This window comes from Arthrobacter sp. T2-23 (genome assembly GCF_055398325.1).
On sequence record NZ_AP027917.1, the window covers coordinates 931330 to 947764 of the forward strand.

Annotated in this window: 16 protein-coding genes and 1 riboswitch; of the genes, 4 read left to right on the forward strand and 12 right to left on the reverse strand. The window is 68.0% G+C overall.

The genetic code is table 11. The features are described from left to right. Window positions 1–34: 34 nt before the first annotated feature. The 3 genes from ACZ5Z0_RS04340 to ACZ5Z0_RS04350 form a co-directional block, all read right to left on the reverse strand. Window positions 35–1042, reverse strand: a complete 1008-nt coding sequence (locus ACZ5Z0_RS04340) for a GNAT family N-acetyltransferase (protein ID WP_464110038.1) — start codon at window positions 1040–1042, stop codon at window positions 35–37. A gap of 2 nt (window positions 1043–1044) precedes the next feature. Then, on the reverse strand, window positions 1045–2430 hold the full coding sequence (locus ACZ5Z0_RS04345) for a glycine--tRNA ligase (protein WP_138769850.1): 1386 nt from the start codon (window positions 2428–2430) through the stop codon (window positions 1045–1047). 119 nt (window positions 2431–2549) lie between these two features. Further along, window positions 2550–3548, reverse strand: coding sequence for a DMT family transporter (locus ACZ5Z0_RS04350; RefSeq protein ID WP_464110039.1), 999 nt, complete (start codon window positions 3546–3548; stop codon window positions 2550–2552). A 33-nt stretch (window positions 3549–3581) separates the two neighbouring features. On the opposite strand from ACZ5Z0_RS04350, the gene ACZ5Z0_RS04355 reads away from it, so the two are divergent. Continuing rightward, complete coding sequence (locus ACZ5Z0_RS04355) at window positions 3582–3824, forward strand: RNA-binding S4 domain-containing protein (RefSeq protein WP_464110040.1); 243 nt, start codon at window positions 3582–3584, stop codon at window positions 3822–3824. Window positions 3825–3852: 28 nt separating this feature from the next. Here ACZ5Z0_RS04355 and ACZ5Z0_RS04360 read toward each other — a convergent pair whose 3' ends face one another. Beyond that, entirely contained in the window at window positions 3853–4515 is a 663-nt protein-coding gene (locus ACZ5Z0_RS04360) for an alpha/beta hydrolase (RefSeq protein WP_464110041.1), read from the reverse strand. Between the two features lie 70 nt (window positions 4516–4585). On the opposite strand from ACZ5Z0_RS04360, the gene ACZ5Z0_RS04365 reads away from it, so the two are divergent. Continuing rightward, window positions 4586–5482, forward strand: coding sequence for an SGNH/GDSL hydrolase family protein (locus ACZ5Z0_RS04365; RefSeq protein WP_464110042.1), 897 nt, complete (start codon window positions 4586–4588; stop codon window positions 5480–5482). A gap of 78 nt (window positions 5483–5560) precedes the next feature. Continuing rightward, a complete protein-coding gene (locus ACZ5Z0_RS04370) occupies window positions 5561–6052 on the forward strand; it encodes a hypothetical protein (protein WP_464110043.1) in 492 nt (163 codons plus the stop codon). Window positions 6053–6063: 11 nt separating this feature from the next. Here ACZ5Z0_RS04370 and ACZ5Z0_RS04375 read toward each other — a convergent pair whose 3' ends face one another. Both ACZ5Z0_RS04375 and mmsB read right to left on the reverse strand, forming a co-directional pair. Further along, window positions 6064–7548: a CoA-acylating methylmalonate-semialdehyde dehydrogenase gene (locus ACZ5Z0_RS04375; protein ID WP_464110044.1), complete on the reverse strand. Its 1485-nt coding sequence runs from the start codon at window positions 7546–7548 to the stop codon at window positions 6064–6066. Window positions 7549–7579: 31 nt separating this feature from the next. Next, window positions 7580–8482: a 3-hydroxyisobutyrate dehydrogenase gene (gene mmsB / locus ACZ5Z0_RS04380; RefSeq protein ID WP_464110045.1), complete on the reverse strand. Its 903-nt coding sequence runs from the start codon at window positions 8480–8482 to the stop codon at window positions 7580–7582. A gap of 116 nt (window positions 8483–8598) precedes the next feature. Between mmsB and ACZ5Z0_RS04385 the strand changes: the two genes are divergently transcribed. Next, the gene (locus ACZ5Z0_RS04385; RefSeq protein ID WP_464110046.1) at window positions 8599–9534 is read left to right on the forward strand and encodes a LysR family transcriptional regulator; all 936 of its coding nucleotides are present in this window, start codon (window positions 8599–8601) and stop codon (window positions 9532–9534) included. Window positions 9535–9580: 46 nt separating this feature from the next. Here the strand turns inward: ACZ5Z0_RS04385 and ACZ5Z0_RS04390 are convergent, their stop codons facing one another. From ACZ5Z0_RS04390 to ACZ5Z0_RS04415, 6 genes are all read right to left on the reverse strand, one after another. Further along, window positions 9581–10663: a DUF1648 domain-containing protein gene (locus ACZ5Z0_RS04390; protein ID WP_464110047.1), complete on the reverse strand. Its 1083-nt coding sequence runs from the start codon at window positions 10661–10663 to the stop codon at window positions 9581–9583. Beyond that, window positions 10660–11049: a GntR family transcriptional regulator gene (locus ACZ5Z0_RS04395; protein ID WP_464110048.1), complete on the reverse strand. Its 390-nt coding sequence runs from the start codon at window positions 11047–11049 to the stop codon at window positions 10660–10662. Before ACZ5Z0_RS04395 ends, ACZ5Z0_RS04390 begins: the two co-directional genes overlap by 4 nt. A 155-nt stretch (window positions 11050–11204) precedes the next feature. Then, window positions 11205–11906 carry a hypothetical protein gene (locus tag ACZ5Z0_RS04400; RefSeq protein WP_464110049.1) on the reverse strand — a complete coding sequence of 234 codons (702 nt, stop codon included), beginning with the start codon at window positions 11904–11906 and terminating at the stop codon, window positions 11205–11207. 244 nt (window positions 11907–12150) lie between these two features. After that, window positions 12151–13533, reverse strand: coding sequence for an MFS transporter (locus ACZ5Z0_RS04405; RefSeq protein ID WP_464110050.1), 1383 nt, complete (start codon window positions 13531–13533; stop codon window positions 12151–12153). A gap of 172 nt (window positions 13534–13705) precedes the next feature. After that, window positions 13706–14842, reverse strand: a complete 1137-nt coding sequence (gene metX, locus ACZ5Z0_RS04410; protein WP_464110051.1) for a homoserine O-acetyltransferase MetX — start codon at window positions 14840–14842, stop codon at window positions 13706–13708. Between the two features lie 11 nt (window positions 14843–14853). Next, a riboswitch (SAM riboswitch) is annotated at window positions 14854–14969 on the reverse strand. Window positions 14970–15063: 94 nt separating this feature from the next. Further along, window positions 15064–16380, reverse strand: coding sequence for a bifunctional o-acetylhomoserine/o-acetylserine sulfhydrylase (locus tag ACZ5Z0_RS04415; protein ID WP_464110052.1), 1317 nt, complete (start codon window positions 16378–16380; stop codon window positions 15064–15066). Window positions 16381–16435 lie beyond the last annotated feature (55 nt).

Genomic DNA, 16435 nt, shown 5'->3' on the forward strand with positions numbered 1-16435 from the left:
ACGACAACAACTGCGGGTCAGTTGCGTTGGTGGACTAAGCGGCGTCGGAGACGATCAGGGTGTCCGCGCCCACCTGCCGGGCCTTGCCGCTCTCCAGCAGCGGTTCGACGACGGCGCGCAGCGCGGTCATCGAATCGTCCAGTTCCAGCAGGACCGGGTACTGGTACGCGATCAGCGCCAGCAGGTCCCGGACCGCGGCCCGCGCGTCCTCGGCGGACAGTTCGGGGTCGTGGCCGAGGAACACGTCCGACGGTCCGCCGGCCTTGGAGGCAGGGCCATCTTCCGGGCCGCCCATTTCCGGGCCGCCCTGGGCGTAGCTGACCGCAAACGCCTGGAGCCGGCCCTTCTTGCTCGCCGGCACGCCCGCACCGAACGCGCTGGCTTTGGGCGCGCGCAGCACAATGGCCCCGTGGGCGCCGCTGAGGTCGTCCAGGAAGAGCCGCTGCACGGTGGCGATGCTGAGTTCGCCGGGGCTGTCCCAGTCGTGCACGGCGGTGTAGTAGCGGCCCACGACGTCGCTGAGCTCCACCGAGCCCGTGGCCAAGTCCTCCACCTGCTCCGAGGCGGCAGCCTCCGAACCGTCGCCGAAGACCGGCAGCTTCAGGGCGCCGGGTTCCACAACGACGAGGCGGGAACGCTGGATCGGGGCCAGTCCGGCGGCCTCGGCGAAGGCGGCGCCGGGTGTGCCCGGCTCCACCTTGGTCCGGAGCCGGGACACTCCCGACGGCGACTGTTCGGCCTCGTGCCGGAGCATGGCCAGCAGAGTGGAGCCGATGCCGGACCGGCGGTGGTCGCGGGAAACTTCGACGTACACCCAGAGGCGCTCCGGATGCAGCGAGGCCTCATGGACCACACCGGCCGCGACGGGGATGGCGACGCCGTCCACGACGTCCTCGGCCACGATGCAGCGGCGCCACGGGGCGTTGCCCGAGGGGGCCAGGGTGCCGCGGAACTGCCGGGCCTGCTCGGTCTCCGGGCCGCCCCACATTTCCAGCAGCGCGAGGTCGTCGCCGTCGCGCCATTCACGGTATGCGATCGCCATGGTCAGGCGCCGATCAGCCGTGCGGCCAGGTAGCCCTCCACCTTGTCCAGGGCGACGCGTTCCTGGCTCATGGTGTCGCGTTCGCGGATGGTCACGGCCTGGTCCTCGAGCGTGTCGAAGTCCACCGTGATGCAGAACGGCGTGCCGATCTCGTCCTGGCGGCGGTAGCGGCGGCCGATCGCGCCGGCGTCGTCGAACTCGATGTTCCAGTTCTTGCGCAGCTGCGCGGCGAGGTCCTTGGCCTTGGGCGACAGGTCCTCGTTCCGGCTCAGCGGGAGGACGGCAGCCTTGACCGGGGCCAGGCGCGGATCGAGCTTGAGCACGGTGCGGACGTCGACGCCGCCCTTGGCGTTTGGTGCCTCGTCCTCGGTGTAGGCGTCGATCATGAACGCCATGAAGGAGCGGGTGAGGCCGGCGGCGGGTTCGATCACGTAAGGGGTGTAGCGCTCGTTGGTGGCCTGGTTGAAGTAGCTCAGGTCCGCGCCGGAGGCTTTCGAGTGCGTGGACAGGTCAAAGTCGGTGCGGTTGGCGATGCCCTCGAGCTCGCCCCACTCCGAACCGTGGAAGCCGAAGCGGTACTCGATGTCCGTGGTGCCCTTGGAGTAGTGGCTGAGCTTCTCCAGCGGGTGCTCGAAGAAGCGCAGGTTTTCCTCGCGGATGCCCAGGCCGGTGTACCAGGCCATGCGCTCCTTCATCCAGTACTGGTGCCACTGCTCGTCAGTGCCGGGCTCGACGAAGAACTCCATCTCCATCTGCTCGAACTCGCGGGTGCGGAAGATGAAGTTGCCCGGCGTGATCTCGTTGCGGAAGGACTTGCCGATCTGGCCGATGCCGAACGGCGGCTTCTTCCGCGAGGTGGTGAGCACGTTGGAGAAGTTCACGAAGATGCCCTGGGCGGTTTCGGGGCGCAGGTAGTGCAGGCCCTCTTCGCTGGCGACGGGACCCAGGTAGGTCTTGAGCAGGCCGGAGAATTCCTGGGGCTCGGTCCATTCACCGCGGGTGCCGCAGTTGGCGCAGGCGATGTCCTTGAGGCCGTTCTCGGCCGGACGGCCCTTCTTTTCCTCGTACTCCTCCTCGAGGTGGTCCGCGCGGTAGCGCTTGTGGCAGGAGAGGCACTCCACCAGCGGGTCGGAGAAGACCTCGACGTGGCCGGAGGCTTCCCAGACCTGGCGGGGCAGGATCACCGAGGAGTCCAGGCCGACGACGTCCTCGCGGCCGCGGACCACGGACTGCCACCACTGGCGCTTGATGTTTTCCTTCAGCTCGGCACCGAGGGGACCGTAGTCCCAGGCAGAACGGGAGCCACCGTAGATTTCACCGGCCTGGAAGACGAAACCCCGTCGCTTGGCGAGGGAAATGATCTGGTCGAGTACGGATTTTGCTGCCATGGGAACTCCAGTTTCTGCAGGGCCGCTGGGTGCGGTCCGTGCTGTCAGCCCCGGGCCACCGGCTGGTTGCCGGGCGGGGTGTTGCGGACGGTGTGATGCAAACTCCTAGCCTACCCGGGCTACCGCCGCTTGAGGGTGCCGCGGGACCAGGGCAGGCTGGCCAGGACGATGGCGGCCAGGGTCAGCAGCGTGCCCAGCACGGTGGGCAGCGCGACGACGGTTCCCGGTGCGGGCAGCACCAGGTCGAGGGCCAGGGATCCGAGCAGCTGCCCGGCGATCATGCCGAGCCCGGTGACCAGCACGCCCAGGCTGCGGACCAGGAAGGCGGCGACGGCGATGAACACGCAGCCCATGGGGCCACCCAGGTAGTACCACCATTCGGCCGGGAGCGCGTGGCCGGGTCCGGCTAGGGCCAGCTTGATCAGCCAGGCGAGCCAGAGCACGATGCTGCCGGCGACGAAGTTGACCAGGGTGGCCGTAATGGGGGTGCGGTAGTGCACCGTGGCCGTGCCGTTCATCGCCTGCTGGAAACTCATCAGGAATCCGGCGAGCACCGGGAGCAGCACCGGCAGCACCAGCGCCATGGGGTCGGACCCGCCCGAGCCGCCTGCGCCGCCTGCACCGCCGGACGCGAAGCGCGGCGATACGGCCCACGCCACGGCGGCGACGGTCAGCACGCTGCCGAGGACCCGGATGCCGGTGATGGGCCGCTTGCCCGCGGGACCGATGCCCATCCGGTCCACCAGCAGTCCGCTGAGGGTTTGGCCGGTAACCGCGGCGACGGTGAACAGGGCGACGCCGAGCAGCCCGACGGTGAAGGACTGGGCAAAGACAAAGAGCGCGCCGATGCCGCCGGCCAGCACGTAGTAGCGCGGGAAGCGGCGTTCGCGCAGCGCCGGCAGGACCTCGGCCAGCCCGGCGCGCCCCTTGGGCAGGAGCAGCGAGATGGCGATCATCAGCGCCAGGCCGGTGCTGAAGCTCACCACGGCGGCGGCGAGGCCGTCGGCCAGGGTTGTTCCGAGGGCGCCGTTGATCCGGCCCTGGACGGGGACGAGGAGCCCGGCCGAAACGGCCAGGAGCAGTCCGACGGGCAGTGGGAGCCGCGGTGCGTGGGTCATTGGTGCCACCTTTGGTCAGGCATTATTGCTTGTATGAGCAACCCGGAAATCGAAGACATCCCCATCCGCGACGACATGATCCGGCTGGGCCAGCTGCTGAAGCTGGCCAACCTCGTGGAGGACGGGGTGGAGGCTGCGGAACTGATCAAGAACGGGCTCGTGAAGGTCAACGGCGAGATCGATGACCGCCGCGGCCGCCAGCTCCACCACGGCGACACCGTCACCGTGAACGGCCAGACCGTGCGGATCAGCACTCCCGCCGGCGGCGGAGCCTAGCGACGGCGGCCGGCGCCGTCGTCGGCCCCTATTTGGCGAGCACCTCGTGGGTGAGGAATTCGCCGACGTGGCCGATCTCCTGCTGGTTGATGCCGTGCCACATGCCGGTGTAGAGCACCTTGGTGAGCTTCACGTGCTTGCGCACCCAGCCCATGGTGAACTCGATCTTGTCCGGCGTGATCACGGGGTCCTGCTGGTCGCGTCCCCAGAACATCGGCACGGTGCCGTCCAATTCCGCGTCGCGGAAGCTCGGGTCACCGCCGGCGTCGACGGCAAAGCCTGAGAGCCCGACGACGGCGGCGTACCCGTCCGGCCGCTGCCGCAACAGGGTGGTGGCCATGGCCATGCCCATCGAGAAGCCCAGCAGGGTGACCGAGGGGTGGTTGGCCCGGACTGAGTCGATCCAGTCCTGCACATACGCCGCGGCCTGCTTGACGGCCTCAAGTGAATAATCGATGGATGCCGTCAGCGGGAACCAGGTGAACCCCGGTCCGGAGACGAGCGGTGCGCGCACCGACGCCACCACAAATTCCTCCGGCAGCATGTCCGCCAGGCTCAGCAGATCCTGTTCGTTGGCCCCGTAGCCGTGCAGCAGCACCAGCAGGGGTTTGCCGGCACGGGCTTCTTCGGGCCGGGACCAGAGGACGACGGGGTCGGGGAACGCAGCGGGATAGCGGGCGGCTTCAGTCATGGCTCCATTCTTGCAGTTACCAGCCGGTAACAAGCTACGGTGGCGTAGCTTTGCGGGGAGAGTGCAGGATATGAAGGTGAGCGAAACAGAAGCCATGGAGAATTTTCCGGACCGCACCGTCAACCACCCCTGGACCCGCTATGTCGCGATGGGCGACTCCTTCACCGAGGGGATCGGCGACCCGGAACCGGCGAGCCCCGGCGGCCACCGCGGCTGGGCGGACCGGGTGGCCGAGGAATTGAGCCGGGGCCACGACGACTTCGCCTACGCCAACCTCGCGGTCCGGGGCAGGCTCCTGCAGCAGATCGTGGACCAGCAACTGGCGCACTGCCTGTCCCTGAAGCCGGACCTCGTGACCCTGTCAGCCGGCGGGAATGACCTGATCCGGCCCGGCGGCGACCCCGATGTCCTTGCCGAACGGCTGGACTCGGTGGTGCAGATCCTGAGCCTGGGGGGCGCCACCGTGGTGCTCTTCAACGGCCCCGACACCGGCTCCACCGTGCTGGGCCGGATCCGCAGCAAGGTGGCGATCTACAACGAGAACCTGCGCACCGTGGCGGCCCGGCACGACGCCATCATCGCCGACATGTGGTCCCTGCGCCAGCTCAACGACCCGCAGATGTGGGACGTGGACCGGCTGCACTTTTCGCCGCTGGGCCACCACACCATCGCGGCCATGGTGCTGGATTCGCTGAATGTGCAGCACACCCTGGAGCCACTCGCCCCCAAGCCGCTGCCCCAGCGCGGCTGGCGGGAGGCCCGCACCGGGGACCTCATCTGGGCCCGCGAGCACTTCGTCCCGTGGGTGGTCCGCCGACTCCGGCACCGTTCCTCCGGCGACGGCATCACCGCCAAGCGCCCGCTGGCCGGTCCGGTGTTCGGTCCAGGGGTGCCGCTCGGCTCGGGCGAGGGACCTCCCGGCTCGGGCGAGGGCCTGCCCGGCGCCGAGGACGCCCTGCGCTCCTGAGCCGGGCGGTCCGGTCCGGCACCCTTGGGGGTGCGTGCGCGTTAAGCTGGAAGATCACCTTCTGAGAGGCCCGGTACCGTGAGTATTTTCTTCTGGATCATCATCCTGTCCCTGCTGATTCCGGCCGCGATGCGCTACTACCGCCGATCGGTGCAGAACAAGAACCAGGGCCAGGATCCCTATCAGGGCACGCCGGGGGGCTTCCCGGGCATGTTCCCGGGCCAGGGTCCAGGGCAGCAGAGCAACCAGCCGCGGGACGGCTTCACCCAGCGGGACTACTATGGCGGGTTTGGCCAGCTTGGCGCCCCGCAGCCGCCGGTCAACCAGCAGTATCCCGTGCCGTACGAGGACAGCCCGGACTACCTGAAGAACCCGCCGCAGGCCGGGCCGCCGCAGCAGTGGCAGCCGCAGCCACCCGCGGCTCCGGACGTTCCGCCGGTGCCGCCGGTGCCGTCCGGTCCGCAGGGCTACCGTGCCCGCAAGCTCGCCGAGCTGGACCAGAAGTACAGCAACGGCGAGCTCGCGATGGAGGACTACATGGCCCAGCGCGCGGAGATCATGAAGGGCTAACGCCGGGGCACCTAGTCGACCTGCGGGAAACCGAGGTCGATCACCGAGGTGGACGGATCCGGCCAGCGCGTGGTGACCACCTTGCCGCGGGTGTAGAAGCGGATGCTCTCCGGGCCGTACATGTGGGTGTCTCCGAACAGCGAGTTCTTCCAGCCGCCGAAGGAGAAAGTTCCCACCGGTACCGGGATCGGCACGTTGACGCCCACCATGCCGGCCTCGACGTCGAACTCGAACTGCCGGGCGGCGCCGCCGTCGCGGGTGAAGATCGCCACGCCGTTGCCGAATTCGTTGTCGTTGACGAGCTTGACGGCGTCGGTGTAGCTCTCGACCCGGACCACCGAGAGGACGGGGCCGAAGATCTCGTCGTCGTAGACCTTCATGCCGGGCTTCACGTGGTCGATCAGGCTGACGCCGATGAAGAAGCCGTTGGAGTCGAACTCCTGGTCCCGGCCGTCCACCACCACGGAAGCGCCCTCGTCCGCGGCGCCCGCCACGTAGGAGGCGACCCTGTCGCGGTGCTCGGCGGTGATCAGCGGCCCCATCTGGGAGGCCGGGTCGGTGCCGGGGCCGATCTTAAGGGCGGCCATCCGGGTCTTGATCGCGTCCACGAGTTCGTCCGCGATGTTCCCGACGGCGACCAGGACGCTGACAGCCATGCAGCGCTCCCCCGCGGAGCCGTAGGCGGCGGAGACGGCGGCGTCGGCGGCCATGTCCAGGTCAGCATCCGGGAGCACAACCATGTGGTTCTTGGCCCCGCCGAGGGCCTGGACCCGCTTGCCGTGGTCCGCGGCGCGCTTGTAGATGGACTGGGCGATCGGCGTGGAACCCACAAAGCTGACCGCTTTCACGTCGGGGTGCTCCAGCAGCACGTCGACGGCTTCCTTGTCCCCGTGCACCACGTTGAGCACACCCGCGGGCAGGCCGGCCTCGGCGAAGACCTGGGCGATGAAGACCGCGGAGGACGGGTCCTTCTCGCTCGGCTTGAGCAGGACGGTGTTGCCGCACGCCAGGGCGCTGCCGATCATCCACAGCGGCACCATGGCCGGGAAGTTGAACGGGGTGATGCAGGCGACGACGCCGACCGGCTGGCGGACGGAGTGGACGTCGACGCCGCCGGAGACCTGCTCGGACCGTTCGCCCTTGAGCGCGTGGGACAGGCCGGTGGCGAATTCGATGTTTTCCAGGCCGCGGGTGATCTCGCCCTCGGCGTCCGAGAGGACCTTGCCGTGTTCGCTGGTCAGCAGGGCCGCCAGTTCGGGGCGGCGCTGCATCAGCAGCTCGCGGACCTTGAAGAAGATGCTGGTGCGCTTGGCCAGGCTGGTGGCCCGCCAGCCGGGGAGGGCGGCGCGGGCGGCGGCGATGGCCTCCTCGACGCGGGCGGCGGAGGCGAGGGCCACCTCTTTTTCCTGCTCGCCGGTGGCCGGGTTGAAGACGGGGCCGTAGCGCTCGGCGTCGGACACCAGGGCGCCGTCGATGAAGTGCGGGATGCGTTCCATGGAGTGGGTCTCTTTCGAAAAAAGTTGGGGGTTACTTGGCGGACTCGAACGAGCCGTCGACGAGCTTGACGATCGCGGAGCAGTCGCTGCCGGACTGGCCGCCGTCGATAAGCCGCTGGAAGAGCTGCTGGACGTGCTCGCCGATTTCGAGCGGGGTGCCGGTGTCCTTGGCGGCGCTGATGGCCAGGCCGATGTCCTTATTGGCGAGCTCGGCCGTGAAGGTCGGCGCGAAGTCGTTGTTGGAGGCGGCGGTCGGCACGACGCCGGCCACCGGGTACCAGGTGCGCAGCGCCCAGCTGTCGCCGGAGGAGACGGAGGCGATGTCCCAGAAGACCTGCTTGTCCAGGCCCAGGCGGTCGGCGAGCACGGCGCCCTCGGCCGTGGACGCGAGGTTGATGAAGAGCATCAGGTTGTTGCAGATCTTGGCGGCCTGGCCGGTGGTCGCGCCGCCGGTGGGGATGATGTTCGCGGCCATCGGGCGGATGAATTCGGTGGCGTCGGCGACGGCGCGGGCCTCGCCGCCGATCATGAAGGTCAGCGTGGCGGCCTTGGCGCCGCTCATGCCGCCGGAGACGGGCGCGTCGACAAAGCGGAAGCCGGCCGCGGCGGCGGCGTCGTGCAGGGCCTGGGCGGAGGCGATGTCGATCGTGGAGGAGTCCACCAGCAGGGTCCTGGTGTCCGCGTGGGCCAGCACGCCGTCCTCGCCGAGGTAGACGGCGCGGGCGTGCTCGCCCTTGGGGAGCATGGTGAAGACGACGTCGGCGCCCTCAACCGCCTCGGCGATGCTGCCGGTGGGCTTGACTCCCCCGGCCTCGGCGGTCGCCACGGCCTCGGGGTTCAGGTCAAAGCCGCGGACCTCGTTTCCGGCTTTGGCGAGGTTCACCGACATGTACCCGCCCATGTTTCCCAGTCCGATCCAGGCGACAACTGCCATGGCATAAGCTCCTTTGCTTTGCATTGTGTCCGGCGAAAACTGCCGGGTTCCGTGTCCAGCATCACACCCTGCTACAGTGCAATCAAGGTAAAAAAGCACAGACGGTATGTGCATGGATGCACACACCAACAGCCCAAGGAGTCAATGTGGACTTAAAGCGGCTCCCCAGTCCGGATGACCTGCTGATCCTGCTGACCGTGGCCCGGCTGGGCAGGTTCAACGCCGTCGCGGAGACGCTGGGCACCACGCACACCACCATCTCCCGGAGGATCCTCGCCCTGGACAAGCAACTCGGCGGGCGGACGCTGGAGCGGAGCCCGCACGGCTGGGAGCTCACCGAGCTGGGGTCCGAGGCGGTGGCGGCGGCGGAAGCCATCGAGGGGACGCTGGGCGCGTTGTCCGGCCGGATCGCCCGATCGGAGGACGTGCTCTCCGGCCTGGTGCGGATCAGCACGCCGGACGGCTTCGGCGCGGAATTCGTCGCCCCCGCCCTGGTCCGGCTGCAGCAGGAACATCCGCACCTGAACGTGGAGATGCTCAGCGCCACCCGCAAGGTCAGCCAGAACCGCTCAGGGGTGGATTTGGAGGTGGTGGTCGGCAACCTTGACGTCAGTAACGCGCAGACCATTTTCCTGTCCAACTACTTCCTCCGGCTCTACGCGAGCCCACAGTACGCTCGCGAGCACGGCCTGCCGGAAACGCTCGACGACGTCGGGCGGCACGGCTTTGTCTCGTACGTCGAGTCGGCGCTGCAGGTCGCGGAACTCGGCCACCGCTACACCCAGCTGCCGATGCCGCGCTCCAGTTTCCAGGCCACGAGTATCTTCGCCCAGCTTGAGGCCGTCCGCCGCGCCGCCGGGATCGGCCTGCTGCCCAACTTCCTGGTTGTCGGAAAGCCGGGGTTCGTGCCGGTCCTGCCGGACGACTTCCAGCGGCAGCTGCCGATCTGGGCGGCGGCACGGGCGGAGTCGCTGCGCTCGGCCCCGGTGCAGGCCGTGCTTGCTGCCATCCGGACAGAGATCGCCGAACGCCAGGACGTGCTCACCGGCTAAAGCGGGCGCTGCTCAGAGCGGCTAAGCCCGGGCGCGCCCGTGGTGGTCAGCCACCCAGACGCAGGATGATCACCAGGCCAATGAGCGCCACAACGCCGGCCAGAAGCATCGCCGCCCTGGGATTGCCGAGGTTCAGGGTCCATCCGAGACCGAAGCGGCGCGGAACCAAAAGTTTGTGGTCCTCGCGGTTGATGTAGACCAAACCACCGCGCCAATATTTGTCGTCATCCAGGTGTGTCAGGCCCGTGTTTTCTTCGGCCCCATCCCGCTCACGGTTATTCCGGGCCAAGACCACAACGGTTACGACGACGGCGGCCAGGATCGGCGCGGCGACCATCAGCGGCGCCCACGGCGTGACCGTTCCGGTCCACATCAGCAGCGATGATCCCAGCATCGCCAGGTCGATCATGGCGACAAGCCCTAGCAGCGCCCTGGCGCCCAGGGATATGTAGTGCCGGGACCAGCGCGCGGAGCCTACCGGCCGTGCCGGGTCGATGTCCGGCCGGCTTCGGACGATAGCCGCCGCCATGCCCCCGAGCAGCGCGGTCATGCCGATCTGCACGAACACCAATGAGAAAGCCGCGCCGACCGACTTGACGACCACCCGGTCCGGCATGCCCTTCGCGCCGTAGTGCACCGCGAGCACACCGGGCATCGACGGGTAGCCGACCACGCCAATCACCGCCGTGGCGACGGTGATGATCACGGCGGGCGCCAGCCAAAGCCAGGGGAACCGGGGCGGATCGGTCCGCAGCTCGGTGTCCACCGCGATGCCCTGGTGCAGGCCCCGGAACCAGCCCCCGGCGGCCTTGGCGGCCCGGATCTCCTGGTTGGCCAGGAAGAAGCATCCATACCAGGCACCCACAAGCGCCAGCACCGACAACGGCAGCAGCAACGGTTCGCCGCTCACAGCGTAGCTGCCAACGCCGGCTCCGATGACGACGAGCCCGATGGTGAGTACCCGCCACCGGTAGATGCGGGCCCGCCTGATTACTGCCCTGTCGGCGGAATGTTGGGCCGGCACCCGGACCCCGAAAGGCACAAAAGGACTGGTGACCGAGGGCAGCACCAGGGCGAGCAGGAGCACCAGCCCCAACAACACCAAGCTCAGAACGATGGCAACGCTCATGGCTCCTCCTCTCGCGCTGCGGCGAATGAATCGAGCACGGACCGGCAGGTCTGGAGAACCTCGTCGGCCGGCAAACCTCTAACGACTGCCTCCGCCAGCAGGGTCCGGGCTCTTGCGGTCCACTCCGCGGGGAAGGGAGGGGCCGCGACCGTCGTCGTCACCACCGCGCCTGTCTTGCGGTTGAGCCGGATCAGGCCCTGCTGACGAAGGAGGTCATAGGCCTTGTTCACGGTGTGGAAGTTGATCCCGAAATCCGCGGCGAGCGTCCTGGTGGCCGGCAGCGAACTGCCCTCGGTCAGCACGCCACCGGCAATCGCCTCAACGATCTGGTCACGCAGCTGCTGGTAGATCGGCACCTCACCGGACAGGTCGATGTTGAGGATCATGCCTTCCTACCTCCCGTCTTGTTCTATAAGTTATAGAACAAATGGCGAATCGGTGACAACAGGCTTTTGGACTTGGGACTGAACTCCGGGTGCAGCGCAAGGGCCGGACAGCCATGACTTGGCTGCCCGGCCCCTGGGACTGGCGGATTGATTCGTTAGGCAGCCGGCGCCGCTGCGGCCTTCTTCCCGAGGGCTTGGGCAACTTTCTGGATCCGGGTACCGTATCCGCCATTCAACGCGGTCTCCTTGATCTTGTTGGCCTGGGTGTCCAGATCGGCCGGCGCAGCCCCCTTGAGGGTCTTCAGGTCTGCCTGCAGGTTGGCCGGAAGCTTGGCGAAGAGCTTCGGGTGGCTGATGACCTGGTCAGCGATCTTCTGCAGCCCTGCCCCCGGGTTGGCCGAGGTGAAGACCGTCCGCAGTTCCTGGCGCAGACCGGCGGCCTCGGTCGCGGTCTTCACCAGCTGCTCGGCGCGCTTCTGGACCTCAACGCCGTAGCCGCCCGACAGGGCCGTGGTCTTGATCTTGTAGGCGTCCTGCACGCGTTCAGCCGGAGCGGCGTCCTTGAGCGCCTTCACGTCGGTCTGCAGCGCCGGGGGGAGTTTGGCGAAATGCTTCGGGTGGTTCACCAAGGCTGCCGCTGCCTTCGCGGCCCGGTCCCCGACTGCCTGCGGACTGTCCGCGTTGAGCTGCAGGAATGCCCCGAGCCCGCGCACACCTGCATGAGCGCCTGTCTTGGCTCCGGCAGGCGCACCCGCCGTCGAGGTCGCCGCCGGGTGCGGGGAAGAGGGGGACGCAGAGGCGGCACCGACACCCACGGCGGCCATGGCGCCAGCGGCCAGAACCGCTGCTGCTCCCACACCTAAACGAGTCTTCAATGATGGAGTTGTCGGCATTGCTACCTGGTCCCTTCCGCTGGAATTTAATGACCGGTTCGGCCTGCCCGGCCCAAGTGTGGTTCCACTCTAGAAGCCGACGCTGGGCAGAAGCTGAATATCGGCCCAGAAACGCGACTCGCCGGGCAGGCACCACGACAGCAGCCCCCGTCCCCGCAGTGGGGGGACGGGGGCTGCCTATTGCTGAACTTGTGCGACTGCCTGCCGGTTACCGCTTGCCTGCGGCGAGCAGGTCGGCAGTGCCCTGGGCGTCGGCGGCGTCGACGTCGTGGAGCGAGATGCCGCGGGTTTCCTTCAGGAAGAACACGGCGACGGCCGTGATGGCGCAGGCGATCAGCAGGTAGATGGCCACCGGAACGGAGGACTTGTACTGGCCCAGCAGCGCAACGGCGATGATCGGCGCCAGCGAACCGGCCACGATCGAGGTCACCTGGTAGCCGAGAGAGACGCCGGAGTAGCGCATCCGGGTCGGGAACATCTCGGCCATGATGGCCGGCTGTCCGGCGTACATCAGGGCGTGGAACAGCAGGCCGATGATGACCGAAGCCAGGATGATGAAGTCATTTCCGGTGTCCATCATCGGGAAGGCGAAGAAGCCCCAGGTGGCACCCAGAACGGCGCCGGCCATGTAGACGGGCTTCCGGCCGAACCGGTCCGAGAGACGACCGACCACCGGAACCACGGCGAAGTGGATAGCGTGCGCCACGAGCAGCAGGAGCAGGATCTTGGCGGTGTCGGCGTGGACGACGGTCTTCAGGTAGGTGATCGAGAAGGTGACCACGAGGTAGTACAGGATGTTCTCCGCGAAGCGCAGGCCCATGGCGGTGAAGACGCCGCGGGGGTAGCGGCGGAAGACCTCCGCGACGCCGTAACCCTTGTGGCCCGCCTCAACTTCCTTGCGCGCCTCGAGGAAGATCGGGGCGTCGCTGACCTTGGTGCGGATGTAGTAGCCGATCAGGACGATCACGGCGGACAGCCAGAAGGCGACGCGCCAGCCCCAGCCCAGGAAGTCCGCGGAGGACAGCACCGAGGAGAGGATGAACAGCACGGCGGTGGCGAAGAGGTTGCCCAGCGGAACTGCGGACTGCGGCCAGCTGGCCCAGAAACCGCGGGACTTGCTGGGGCTGTGCTCGGCGACGAGCAGGACGGCGCCGCCCCATTCACCGCCGACGGCGAAGCCCTGGGCGAAGCGCAGGAAGACCAGCAGGGCCGGAGCCCAGTAGCCGATCTGCGCGAAGGTCGGGAGGCAGCCCATCAAGAAGGTGGAGACGCCAACCAGGATGATGCTGAGCTGCAGCAGCTGCTTGCGGCCGAACTTGTCGCCGAAGTGGCCGAAGACGATGCCGCCGATCGGGCGGGCCACGAAGCCCACCGCGTAGGTGAGGAACGCCGCGAGGATGCCGTCCAGCTCGGTCTGGGAATTGGGGAAGAAGGCCTTCCCGAAGACCAAGGTGGCGGCGGAAGCGTAGAGGAAAAATTCGTACCACTCCACCACGGTGCCGGCCATGGAGGCCGCCACTACCTTCTTAAGACCGGACGCCTTGACGTCGGTCTCGTCTGCGCGCCTTGCGGCGGCGTTTTCCGTGCTCATGAGAACTCCTTCGGTGTCGCCTTCGACACCCTGTGGACCATTAAGGTTGACAACGCGTGTGTGAGTTGGGACACACGGCGTCATTCTCCACGAGTATGGACGTCCCGCGGCGCAGGCTCAACGACTAATCGCGCAGAGCGCGTCTGCAAAAATGCACAAAGCGCGGTCGCGGCTAGGCGAAGAAGTAGCCCCGGAGCTGCTCGCTAAGCTGGCCGATTTCGGTGAGGAAACCGTCGTGGCCGATCGGGGCCTCGATGACGTGGACCGGCACCTCCCCCGGCAGGGCGTCGGCGAGGGCATGGGACTGGGCGGGGAAGTACAGCCGGTCCGAGTCCACGGCCGCGACGAAAAACTCCGCCGTTGCCCGCGAAACGGCCTGCTCAAGGCTGCCGCGGCCGCGGGCGACGTCGTGGCTCATCAACGCCTCGGTGATCGCGATGTAGCTGTTGGCATCGAAGCGGCGGACCAGTTTATTGCCCTGATGGTCGAGGTAGCTCTCCACCTGGTAGCGGCCCCGTCCGGCCAGCGACCCTGCTTCCAGCGGGGCCTCGGCCGCCTGCGCGTTCCGTCCGAAGCGGCCGTCCAGCTCGGCGGCGGAGCGGTAGGTGATGTGCGCGATCCTGCGGGCCAGGGCCAGTCCGGCGTCCGGCTCCGGGCCGCCGTAGTAGTCGCCCCCGTTGAAGTTTGGGTCCTGGCGGATGGCGAGCGTCTGGGCCTGGGCAAAGGCGATCTGCTCCGCGGTGCTGCTGGCACCCACGGAGATGACGGCGCAACGCCGGACTCGGTCCGGGTAGCTGACTGCCCATTCCAGGGCGCGCGCTCCGCCGAGTGAGCCGCCGAGCACTGCGTACCAGCTGGCGATCCCCAGGGCATCGGCGAGACGGGCTTCGGCGGCGGTGCTGTCCCGGAGTGTCACCAGCGGGAAGCGCGAGCCCCACGGCCTGCCGTCCGGGCCGGGCGTCGAGGGCCCGGTGGAACCGTAGCAGCCGCCGAGGATGTTGATGGAGACGACGAAATACTTGTCAGTGTCCACCGGAGCACCGGGGCCGGCCAGCTGCTCCCACCACCCGGGCTCCTCGCCGGCGCCCCGGGTGACGTGGGTGTCTCCCGTGAGGGCATGTTCGATCAGCACCGCATTGGAGGCGTCCGCGTTGAGGGTTCCCCAGGTCTCGTAGGCGAGGGTGACCTCCGGCAGGGTGGCACCGGACTCCAGCGCCAGTGAACCGATCGGCAGGTACTGAACCGTCCCGTCGGGGACAGTGGAAAGCTTGTTTTCGGGAACTCCCGTACGGGAGACGGCAATCGTCATGTGTGGACCTAACCTCGCGCTTGCCCGCCGCCAGCTGACCGGCAGGCCAGGTCTTCACCCGGGGCACCCCGCCGCGGAAGGAGGGTTGCCGGCCAGCAAGCCGGGGCTGTCACTGGCACTCATGACCTGCGTCGATTCTACGAAACCCGTCGGCGCATTGGCGAAGATTGTGACTTCCATGTGACAGCCGGGCCCCTAATCCCCACGGCGCCGTGTGGACCTCAGGCGTCCTTGGCCGCCCGGAAACCGGCGTCGAGGTCGGCGATGATGTCGTCGATGTGTTCAAGTCCCACCGACAGCCGCACCAGTCCGGGATTGACGCCGGCCACCGCCTGCTGTTCCGGCGAGAGCTGGCTGTGGGTGGTCGACGCCGGGTGGATCACCAGCGAGCGCACGTCACCGATGTTCGCCACGTGCGAGTGCAGTTCGAGGGCGTCGACGAAGCGCTTGCCGGCCTCCGCTCCCCCGGCGAGGTTAAAGGAAACGACGGCGCCGGTCCCCTTCGGACCGTACTTGCGGCCGCGCTCGTACCACGGGCTGGACGGCAGCCCCGCGTAGGCGACGGATTCGACGTCGTCCCTGGCTTCCAGCCATTCGGCCACCTTGACGGCGTTGGCGACGTGCCGCTCCACCCGCAGGCTCAGCGTCTCGATGCCCTGGGCGATGAGGAAGGCGTTGAACGGGGACACGGCGGAGCCGAGGTCGCGCAGCAGCTGGACCCGGGCTTTGAGGATGAAGGACAGGTTTGCCCCCAGCGCCCCGTCCGTCCCGAGGTCCCGGGCATAGACCAGGCCGTTGTAGGTGGGATCCGGGGTGTTGAAGCCGGGGAAGCGCTCCGGGTCCTTGCCGAAGTCGAAGTTGCCGGAATCCACAATCACGCCGGCGATCGCGGCGCCGTGGCCGCCCAGGTATTTGGTGGCCGAGTGGACCACGATGTCGGCGCCCCACTCGATCGGCCGGATCAGGTACGGGGTCGAGAGGGTGTTGTCCACGATCAGTGGCACCCCGGCCCGGTGCGCCACGTCCGCGACGCCCTCGATGTCCAGCACGTCCTGGCGGGGGTTGGAGACCACCTCGCCGAAGAAGAGTTTGGTGTTCGGCTGCACGGCGTCGCGCCACTGCCGCAGGTTGTCCGGGTCTTCCACGAATGTCACGGAGATGCCGAACTTCTTTAGTGTGTGGGCCAGCAGGTTGTAGGTGCCGCCGTACAGGCTGGGGCTGGCGACGACGTGGTCTCCGGCCTCGGCGATGTTCAGGATCGCGAAGGTCTCGGCGGCCTGGCCGGAGCTCAGCAGGAGGGCCCCGAGGCCGCCCTCGAGGCTCGCCACCCGCTGCTCCACCGCGTCCTGGGTGGGGTTGCCGATCCGGGTGTAGATGGGGGCGAGTTCGGCGAGCGCGAACCGGTTGGCGGCGCTTTCAGCGCTGGGGAAGACGAACGACGTCGTCTGGTAGATCGGCAGCGACCGGGCGCCGGTGGCGGAGTCCGGCTGCTGGCCGGCGTGGATCTGACGGGTTTCAAAGGACCAGGCGTTGGACATTGGAGAACTCCTGTGTGACTGGGCACAGGCCGCCCTGGCCTCGTGGGGCCGGGCC